The organism is Streptococcus sp. NLN64 (assembly GCF_015831295.1).
Lineage (GTDB): Bacteria > Bacillota > Bacilli > Lactobacillales > Streptococcaceae > Streptococcus.
The window spans coordinates 1-8,910 of sequence record NZ_JADXDQ010000066.1 but is presented as its reverse complement, the minus strand read 5'-3'; the positions used below and the strand labels follow the sequence as shown (position 1 = coordinate 8,910).

Here is an 8,910-nt window from a genome sequence, read left to right as displayed (position 1 = left end):
ACTTATGAAGCAGTAAAAGCATTAGGGATGCGGCAACATCCTTAAGACATTTTTAAATATGTTCACCTTAAGTATAACACAGATAGTGTTTTTTTGCGCTTTTTTACTGTGTTATTTTCAAATAAAAACGAATACATAAAATACTAGAAATACAATCGGTTTTAATCTTCTTCTCATACTCTTCATATTATAGCATCTCTGCTGAACAAGGACTAGTTGTTATAGTCTTTTAGTTTGCTTTTAGTACAAGGCAGCGAGTCGCAGGCAGTACTAAAGTACGGCAAGACGAGCTAACACAGTAATAAAAGATAAACTAAAAGAGTATAAAAAGTAAAAAGCCTCAAGCAGCGTACAAATCTACTCGAGACTCCTTACATTCATTAGGATCTAACTTCCTTCAAAGCATCTTCAATTTGCTTTAAAACAGCCTTCATAGAGTCTTCATCGTTCACAAAGTCAAACTGGTTCCCATCAATTCGAACCTTGGGACTCTTATCATACGCTTCATACCAGCCTGGATAGGCGCTATGAACTTGCTGATAATAAGCCTTTAAATCTGGATTCCCATCAATCTGTTCATAGTCCCGGCCACGAAGGGCAATCCTGTGCAACATGGTGTCAAAGGAAACATCAATATAAATAAGCAAATCCGGTGCTTTTTTAGGCATGCCCTTCAACTCTTCCATCATATTATCTAGAAGCTCGTGGTAGACCTGATGCTCCTCCTGCGTAACATTGCCATTTCGGTAGTTCAAATCTAAAAAGAGAGCATCTTCAAATATAGAGCGATCTAGAACATTATTATCATCCTTATAGGCCTCTTTAATGCTCTTAAAACGTTTATTTAAAAAATAAATTTGCAAAAGAAAGGCATACTTCTCTGGATTTTTATAGTAGAGATCCAAAACGGGATTGTCATCTACCGATTCATAGAAAACCTCTGTCCCAAAATGTTCCCCCAAAGCCGCTGCCAAGGATGATTTTCCGGCACCAATGGTACCCGCTAAAACTAACAAAATTTTCATTCCCTCCTTAGAATTTGAGCAAGTCTTTGAACTCAAAATTGACTATCTCAAAAAATCAATTACTCCCTACTACTTTATCACAATAGACTTCTTCTTCCTAGAGTCTACCACTAAAAAATGAAAAAAAGCCAAGCAAAAGGTTAGTAGGAACCTACCTAACTCCTAAAAATCCTCTGGACCGATAGATGGCTTCCTTCTGAAGCTCCATAAAATAGAAAATGAGACCTGAACATCCGTTAGGCCTCATTAATCATTTTATTTTTACGCAGTGGTTGATTCGGTCAAACAGCTAAAAGGCTGTTTGAGGTAATAGATAGAATTTGCGAAGCAAATAATAATTGTTCGCCTTTATTGAGAGAACATCTCATGTTCTCTTATCCAGAAAACTCAAAGAGTCAATTCCTGACTCTTTGACCTCCAAAAACAACCTAATCAACTATGCGGGGGTGATAATACGAACTAAATTTTATAAAATTTAGTTCTGTATAACTCCCTAATCTTCGTTTACGTAAGGCATTAGGGCCATAACGCGTGCGCGTTTGATGGCGTTTGTGACTTTACGTTGGTTCTTCGCTGAAGTACCAGTTACGCGACGTGGAAGGATTTTTCCGCGTTCTGAAACGAAGCGGCTTAGAAGTTCTGTATCCTTGTAGTCAACGTATTCAATTTTGTTTGCTGCGATGTAATCAACTTTTTTACGGCGTTTGAATCCGCCACGACGTTGTTGAGCCATTGTATTCTCCTTTATAGTATTGTCTTAGAAGGGAAGGTCGTCATCAGAGATGTCCATGGGACTGGTAGCACCAAATGGGCTGTCATTCCGAGAAAAATCAGGCATGCTAGGTTCAGCGCTTGGCTGGCTGGCAGCTGGAGCAGATCCAAAGCTGTTGCCACCACCGAAACTTCCGCCACCACTGTTGCCTTCACGGACAGCACGACTTTCCAAGAGTTGGAAGTTGTCTGCTACGACTTCAGTAACGTAAACACGTTGCCCTTGTTGATTTTCGTAATTACGGGTCTGGATACGGCCCGTAATTCCGATTAATGCACCCTTCTTCGCCCAATTCGCCAAGTTCTCGGCTTGTTGACGCCAGATGACTACATTGATGAAGTCAGCCTCGCGCTCACCATTTTGACTCTTGAAGGTGCGATTCACAGCGAGGGTGAAAGTCGCCACTGCAACATTAGATGGGGTATAACGCAAATCTGCGTCGCGGGTCATACGACCAACAAGTACAACATTATTTATCATTTGTTACCTTCTTACGCGTCAAGTTTAACGATCATATGACGAAGGATGTCGCCATTGATTTTAGCCAGACGATCAAACTCACGAAGAGCTGCATCATCGTTCGCTTCAACGTTCACGATGTGGTAAAGACCTTCACGGAAATCTTGGATTTCGTAGGCAAGGCGACGTTTTTCCCAGTCTTTAGACTCAAGGATTGCTGCACCGTTGTCTGTCAAGATTGCGTCGAAACGCTCTACCAAAGCTGCTTTAGCTTCTTCTTCAATGTTTGGACGAATAATATAAAGAATTTCGTATTTAGCCATTGATATTTCCTCCTTTTGGACTAATGACCCATGTCTCCATGAGTAAGTGAGGCTTATTCTCACAAGATACTATTATACAAGAAACTCTCACCTGAGGCAAGAGTTTTCTTTCTTTTTTCTTAATAATCGTATTGAGTCAAGTTGTACTGCTCAATCAGACGGTTAAGTTTGACATTATAACTTGAATCTGTCGCATAAGTTCCTGTCAAGGCCAAGGTGGCATCTTGGTAGGAAGTGGTATTGGCCTTCCATGTTCCTGCATACATAGGCTGAGAAAGCACAAGCGCATAGTCTGTTAAAGAAGCATAGTAAGAGGGGTAGCTCCGGAATTGATCCCGGATTTCATACATGTCACCACTCCCATCATCCTCATTGGTCAAAAAGGTAACCCCCTCACCTTGGTAGGTTCCCTTAATCCCAAATAAATTGTAGTGAGGAGCCTGAGACAAGCGACTGGTGCCACGTTCCGATTCCAACAGGGCTTGGGCAATCATAACTGAAGCATAAAGTCCATAGTGATCTGCCACCACCTGTGCATCTGGCGCAATCGCCTCTACGAAGCTATCTTCAGTTGCTACAGTATAAGTCCCCTGCTCAGTCTCGACAGCCTGATACGCCATAAAACCCAAACCCACTGTTGCCAAGGCCAAGATAAGAAGACCTAGCCCTTTTTTTCTCTTAGGCATCTCTTACTCCGTTCATCCATTTTTTCTTTAGTCTAACAAGAAAAAAGAAGGAAGTAAAGGAAAAACTAGAGGGACCATGGATTATAAAAACGACTTCCCTGAACCCACATGAGGTAAAGGGCCAGCAACAAAGAGAGCAGTGCAAGCCCTAAAAGAAGAACGTCTTGCCAGGACCAAGCTTGTGTCCAATACCAGGTACGGCGTTTTTCCTTCCCAAACCGCCGCAATTCCATGGCCCGCGAAATCGTCTCAATTCGCTCTAAAGAAGTCAAAATCAGTGGAAAAAGAATCAAGGCATTGCCGCGAATACGCGTAAATAGCGGCTGATTCGAAGACAAGTCCAGACCACGGGCCTCCTGGGACTTACGGATCATAACAAAATCCTCTTGGACATCTGGAATGTAGCGGAGGGTCAAACTCACCGCATAAGCAATCCGGTAGGAAACCCCGATTTGATTCAGACTAGCCGCAAACTGACTTGGATGGGTCGTCAAAAGAAAGACTAGAGCCAAAGGCAAGGTCGCCACATACTTGAGAAAAAGATTGGACAAGTAAAACAACTCTTCTTGGGTTAGACTAAAAGGGCCAATCCCCGCCCAAATGAGATGGCGACTGCCATATATCTCGACCCCGTATTCTGGAGAAAAGAGATAAACCATCAGCAAGTTCATCACCGCAAAGAAAGAAGCAAAATAAATAACCCAGCGAATGTTCTTCCAGGAAATTCTGGACAAGCGGAGTGCCACTAAGGATACAAATGCAATCGCCAATAAGAGTCGCGTATCATAGGTAATCATGGCGGCAATCGAAGTCAGCAAGAAAAACAGGAATTTACTAGCACCCGTTAGCTCATGAATCCAAGTCTTCCCCGGCTGATAGCCAATAAAATTGTTCATGCCTTCCTCCCCCTTTCTTGATAAAACTCAGAGAGGACAATGGCATCCGCCCCAATCTTTTGTGCTAGGTAAAAGAGCGAAGTCTCCCGCAAGTGAGCCTGGGCCAAAACATCCGGCCGTGAAAGGAGTTCCCGCGGATTTTGGTCTGCCAAAATCCGCCCCTGGTCCAATACTAAAGCACGATCTGCATACTCCAGCATGAGCTGCATATCATGCGTAATGAGAACAATCGCGTGTCCCAGATCAGCTAATTTCTGTAGAAAATCCATCATTTCCCGGTAATGAGCCTGGTCTTGACCAGCAGTCGGTTCATCTAGGATTAAAACCTGGGGCTCCAACACCAAAATGGCTGCAATGGTCACCCGTTTTTTCTGACCATAGGACAAGGCCGAAAGCGGCCAATTCCGAAACGGTGTTAGACCACAAGTCTCCAAGACAGCGGCCACCTTAGGTGCCACTTCCTCCTCCGACAGACCTCTGAGTCTGAGTCCTCTAGCAACTTCATCAAAAATCATGGCTTGAGAAATCATCTGGTTTGGATTCTGCAGAACATACCCCACTTGCCGAGCTCGCTCTGCTAGGGATTGGTCAGCCACTTCCTGTCCCTGCCAGAAATACTGACCTTGGGCCGGTAAGTAGCCCGACAAGAGCTGAGCCAGGGTGGATTTTCCGGTTCCATTTTTCCCGACCAAAGCCACCAGTTCCCCTTTTCGAAGTTGGAGATCTAGCCCTTCAAAAATCGCAGGTCTATCCGAATATGCAAAGGTCAAGCCCTTCCACTGAGCCAATACTTCTCCGGTTTCAGCTTTTAATCTGCGGGTTGATTCAGGTAACGGAAGTGGAGGAAGGTCTAGGGATTCCAACTTATCGAGAGGTAGGCCTGCTCTTAACTCCCATCCCAACTCCCTTAGAGCAGTTAGGTATAAAGGTTCGCGGATACCAACCCGTGCCAACTCTGAGCTAGCTAATAGTTGGTTGGGAGGACCGTCAAAAGCAATCTGACCATTTTCCACCAGAACAATCCGATCTAGTCCTAGTTCCAACACCTCTTCCAGACGGTGCTCAATGATGACTAGAGTTGACCCTGTTTCTTCATGCAATCGACCTAGTAATTGCAGACTTTCGTGCGCTGCCTGAGGATCTAGGTTGGCCAACGGTTCATCAAAAAGCAGGAGGGGACTTTCGTCAATCAAGACACCAGCCAAACCAACTGCCTGTTTCTGACCACCCGACAAATCTTGTGGGCGCTGATGTGCTAACGAAGTTAGACCTAAATTCTCCAACCAATAAGCTACTTTTTCCCGAATTAGTGCTGTTTCAACAGCATCATTTTCCAAGGCAAAGGCCACATCTTCCGCAACAGTTTGACCAATAAACTGACCATCTGTATCTTGAAGAATACTGGAAATAAGCAGAGAACGCTGGACAATACTTGAAGCTAGCAAATCCTGACCTTTGAACAAAAGTTCTCCCTGAATGTGGCCTTCATAAACATGGGGAACCAGACCATTGAGACATTGCCCTAACGTCGACTTTCCTGACCCCGAAGGTCCAATAATGGCTACTTTTTCCCCTTGTTGAATGGTCAGATTGATGTCTTTCAAGGTCGGCTCTGCCTGACTCTGGTACTGAAAGGAAAATTTTTTAAACTGAATCAGTGGTTCCACCATGTCACTCCCTTTTTTCTTCCATTTTATCATAGTTTGGATGTGAAAAGGACAAAATTCACAAGGTGAATTTTGTCCTTCTGATTTATTCTTTGGTCAAGCTACCGGTCTTGACTTGGTTACGAGCATAGAGGCTTAGTAACAAGCTACCTGCGATGGCCACAGTTACTGAATTGGTCAAACCTGCAACGACTCCTTGGGCAAACACCTTGTTAACAGGTTCCTTATAAATCAGAATATCCCCGAGAGGAGCTACCAGTCCCCATAGGACTAGGTTGGCAATCACCTGAACCAGGTTAAAGGTTAGCAGCCCTTTTGAATCTAGCTTGCCTGATTGCAACTGCAAAGTCTTTCTTGCATTTCCAACAATCAAGCCAAAAAGACCGGAAGCAATCACCCAAGACCACCATGGTGATCCACCACGAAGCAAGTCCATATTTGCGTGGCCAATAAAGCCAACAAAGAAGCCAACGATGGGACCATAAATAATCGCCAATAGTGCTTGAATCGCGTACTGAAGTTGGATATAGGTATTCGGAATCGGGGTGGGAATACTAATTAGACCGACAACGATAAAGAGGGCCGCCCCCACACCAATCGCAACAACTTGTTTAATAGATAATTGTGACATCATACACTCCTAAATCTTTTTCAACTGAATAGACCACTGTGGCCCCACGCCGACATTATAGGCCTTGGAGAAAGAACCCTGATTGATAGCTAAGCCTAGACGGTAAACCGAATTCACATAGAGGACTGGCTGTCCAATACGGACATCCGCAAAGGACTTACCGTAAACCACTTGGTTTTGGTAAACCAACATGTCATTGTTATAGATGGTGACTTCAAAGCGATCACCAAAGTCAGGCTCCAATTTTTGAAAGTCTTCCCGTTTGATTGAGGTCCAAAGGGAGCCAAAGCGTACATCCAAAATGTCGACAACACCTTGCACCCAGTCTGGGCCATGGGTGGTTTTGACAACCGGAATTTCCACAATGTGCTCCACACTTAGTTCCGGACCTACCTCTTCGAAAGTAATGTGACCGCTGGCTAATTTTGCCCCTGTGTAAGCATAGACGTCACGTCCATGGAAGGTGTAAGAATGTTCTGTGTTGGCACGACGGTTGGATACCTCAGAAATTTCCCGTACCGCCACCACTTCATCCTTGATATAGGACAGGGTTCCATTATCTGGTGTCACAATATATTGATTGCGCTTAGTCAAAGCCACAACACTCTTGCGTTTGGAACCAACACCTGGATCCACAACCGACACAAAGGTTGTCCCCTCTGGCCAATAATCGATGGTTTGGAATAGGCGGTAGCTCGCCTCTTCAATATGATAAGGCGTGATATCATGCGTGAGATGATGAATATTCAAATCCCGTGCTTCTTCCAAAGCTACCCCAATCATGGCCGAAACCGCTCCATCCACTAAACCAAAATCCGATTGCAATACTAATAAGCGATCCATACATCCTCCCAGTGACTACTTTCTACTACTCCTCTATCCTACCAGATTTCCAATAAACACCCAAGACGAATTTTCTTATTGAGGCCATTAAATTTTTTTATGAAGAAAAAAACCAGGTGATTCGCATCACCTAGTCTTCACTAAGAATTCTACTTAGCCTGATAGCGCAATTGCCCATCCAAGTAAGTTTCTTGCAACTCTAGTTTAGGACTCCAGATCAAAAAGTCTGCGGCTGCACCAGATCGAATCTGACCACATTCGTGTTCGAGATGAACCGACAGTGCAGGATTCAAGGTCGCCATTCGCAGCGCCTGCTCCGGATTGGCTAATCCCCAGTCCACTACATTTTTCACCCCATCCTTCAATTGAAGGATGGATCCAGCTAATGAGCCTGAATCTTTCAAACGAGCCGTTCCCTCTTGGACCACGACTGGGAAATCCCCTAGATGGTAATCCCCATCCGGCATCCCCCCTGCCCGCATACAATCAGTAATCAAAGCCACCTGATCCAAGCCCTTTTGATCCATCAAAATTTGGCAGGCACCTGGATGCACATGATGACCATCACAAATCAATTCCGCAAAGGTGTGCGGCAACTGATACATGGCTCCAACCATACCCAGCTCTCGATGGGTTAGGCCACGCATACCATTGTATGCGTGAACCCACACACTTGCTCCTGCTTGAACAGCCTTCCGAGCCTGATCAAAGGTGGCATTGGAATGCCCCAAAGCAACCGTAACCCCTTCCTGGGTCAAGGTTTCCACAAATTCTTCAACCCCATCCCGCTCAGGAGCAAGCGCAATTTTCTTAATTTGTCCCTGGGCTGCTTCTTGCCAATCCCTAAATTCTTCCAGACTCGGATCTTTCATATAGGCCGGATTTTGAGCTCCTTTGAACTCTTCTGTAAAGTACGGGCCCTCAAAATAAATCCCTTGGATTTTTGCTCCCTTAGCCTCTTTGTAGCGAGCCCCAATTTGTTCCGATACTTGGCGAAGATCCGCTGTATCTGCAGTCAGGGTTGTTGGAAGGAAACTCGTCACCCCAGTGCTAAGAAGCCCCTCACTCATGGTTGTTAGGACTCCATCAATGTCCTTATCCATGACATCGATCCCTCCAAACCCGTGAATATGGGTGTCGACAAGACCCGCACTTACCCAATAACCGGTGTAATCACGAATTTCCCCAGATTCTGGTCGCTCAGCCTGCCATTTGCCAAATCGACCATCCTTGATTTCTAAATAACCTGCTCCCTTTTTCTCATAGGGATAGAAAAAGGCATCTGCTTGAATATAGTAGTTCATCATCGATTCCTCCTTATAGTTATTATACACCTTGATGAAAAAAATGGAAATGGTCTAGACCGGTTTTTTCAAACATCACTCTCAAGCCAAAAAAGCTGCTACTACTAGGATGGAATAGGGTAAGAAAAAAAGACCACATCTCACCCCCGTGCGTGCCGTTCGGCACACGGCGGTTCCATTAACTTTTAACGCATGTCGTTTTAAGTAGTAATCGAGACAGCTGACCAGTCCTCGTTTGGCGAGGACTGGTTTTGATATTGCTCTCTTTAATACTGACTTTTGTGCTACTAGTTGATAGTGGTCA

10 protein-coding genes are annotated in these 8,910 nt (G+C 44.6%); all 10 read right to left on the bottom strand.

The window, feature by feature from the left end; translation table 11 throughout:
• Positions 1 to 380: 380 nt before the first annotated feature.
• The 10 genes from I2503_RS08350 to nagA all read right to left on the bottom strand — a co-directional run bounded on the left by I2503_RS08350 (position 381) and on the right by nagA (position 8,606).
• Positions 381 to 1,019, bottom strand: a complete 639-nt coding sequence (locus tag I2503_RS08350; protein ID WP_196967654.1) for a deoxynucleoside kinase — start codon at positions 1,017 to 1,019, stop codon at positions 381 to 383.
• 499 nt (positions 1,020 to 1,518) lie between these two features.
• Positions 1,519 to 1,758 carry a 30S ribosomal protein S18 gene (gene rpsR / locus I2503_RS08345; RefSeq protein ID WP_135038614.1) on the bottom strand — a complete coding sequence of 80 codons (240 nt, stop codon included), beginning with the start codon at positions 1,756 to 1,758 and terminating at the stop codon, positions 1,519 to 1,521.
• Between the two features lie 24 nt (positions 1,759 to 1,782).
• Positions 1,783 to 2,277, bottom strand: a complete 495-nt coding sequence (locus I2503_RS08340; RefSeq protein ID WP_196092227.1) for a single-stranded DNA-binding protein — start codon at positions 2,275 to 2,277, stop codon at positions 1,783 to 1,785.
• 11 nt (positions 2,278 to 2,288) lie between these two features.
• The gene (gene rpsF, locus I2503_RS08335; RefSeq protein ID WP_196092228.1) at positions 2,289 to 2,579 is read right to left on the bottom strand and encodes a 30S ribosomal protein S6; all 291 of its coding nucleotides are present in this window, start codon (positions 2,577 to 2,579) and stop codon (positions 2,289 to 2,291) included.
• 119 nt (positions 2,580 to 2,698) lie between these two features.
• Entirely contained in the window at positions 2,699 to 3,265 is a 567-nt protein-coding gene (locus I2503_RS08330) for a glucosaminidase domain-containing protein (protein WP_196967652.1), read from the bottom strand.
• A gap of 65 nt (positions 3,266 to 3,330) precedes the next feature.
• Complete coding sequence (locus tag I2503_RS08325; protein WP_196967651.1) at positions 3,331 to 4,161, bottom strand: energy-coupling factor transporter transmembrane component T; 831 nt, start codon at positions 4,159 to 4,161, stop codon at positions 3,331 to 3,333.
• A complete protein-coding gene (locus I2503_RS08320; protein ID WP_196967650.1) occupies positions 4,158 to 5,831 on the bottom strand; it encodes a DUF3744 domain-containing protein in 1,674 nt (557 codons plus the stop codon). Before I2503_RS08320 ends, I2503_RS08325 begins: the two co-directional genes overlap by 4 nt.
• Positions 5,832 to 5,913: 82 nt before the next feature.
• A complete protein-coding gene (locus I2503_RS08315; RefSeq protein WP_196967649.1) occupies positions 5,914 to 6,462 on the bottom strand; it encodes an ECF-type riboflavin transporter substrate-binding protein in 549 nt (182 codons plus the stop codon).
• 6 nt (positions 6,463 to 6,468) lie between these two features.
• A complete protein-coding gene (locus I2503_RS08310) occupies positions 6,469 to 7,302 on the bottom strand; it encodes an S-adenosyl-l-methionine hydroxide adenosyltransferase family protein (RefSeq protein WP_196092233.1) in 834 nt (277 codons plus the stop codon).
• A gap of 149 nt (positions 7,303 to 7,451) precedes the next feature.
• Complete coding sequence (gene nagA, locus I2503_RS08305) at positions 7,452 to 8,606, bottom strand: N-acetylglucosamine-6-phosphate deacetylase (RefSeq protein WP_196967653.1); 1,155 nt, start codon at positions 8,604 to 8,606, stop codon at positions 7,452 to 7,454.
• Positions 8,607 to 8,910: the final 304 nt, after the last annotated feature.

Excerpts from the sequence above, each read along its gene's own strand:
- I2503_RS08340 (WP_196092227.1), bottom strand. The coding sequence starts at position 2,277 with ATGATAAATAATGTTGTACTTGTTGGTCGTATGACCCGCGACGCAGAT.
- I2503_RS08330 (WP_196967652.1), bottom strand. The coding sequence starts at position 3,265 with ATGCCTAAGAGAAAAAAAGGGCTAGGTCTTCTTATCTTGGCCTTGGCA.
- I2503_RS08310 (WP_196092233.1), bottom strand. The coding sequence starts at position 7,302 with ATGGATCGCTTATTAGTATTGCAATCGGATTTTGGTTTAGTGGATGGA.
- I2503_RS08325 (WP_196967651.1), bottom strand. The coding sequence starts at position 4,161 with ATGAACAATTTTATTGGCTATCAGCCGGGGAAGACTTGGATTCATGAG.
- I2503_RS08320 (WP_196967650.1), bottom strand. The coding sequence starts at position 5,831 with ATGGTGGAACCACTGATTCAGTTTAAAAAATTTTCCTTTCAGTACCAG.
- rpsF (WP_196092228.1), bottom strand. The coding sequence starts at position 2,579 with ATGGCTAAATACGAAATTCTTTATATTATTCGTCCAAACATTGAAGAA.
- nagA (WP_196967653.1), bottom strand. The coding sequence starts at position 8,606 with ATGAACTACTATATTCAAGCAGATGCCTTTTTCTATCCCTATGAGAAA.
- rpsR (WP_135038614.1), bottom strand. The coding sequence starts at position 1,758 with ATGGCTCAACAACGTCGTGGCGGATTCAAACGCCGTAAAAAAGTTGAT.
- I2503_RS08315 (WP_196967649.1), bottom strand. The coding sequence starts at position 6,462 with ATGATGTCACAATTATCTATTAAACAAGTTGTTGCGATTGGTGTGGGG.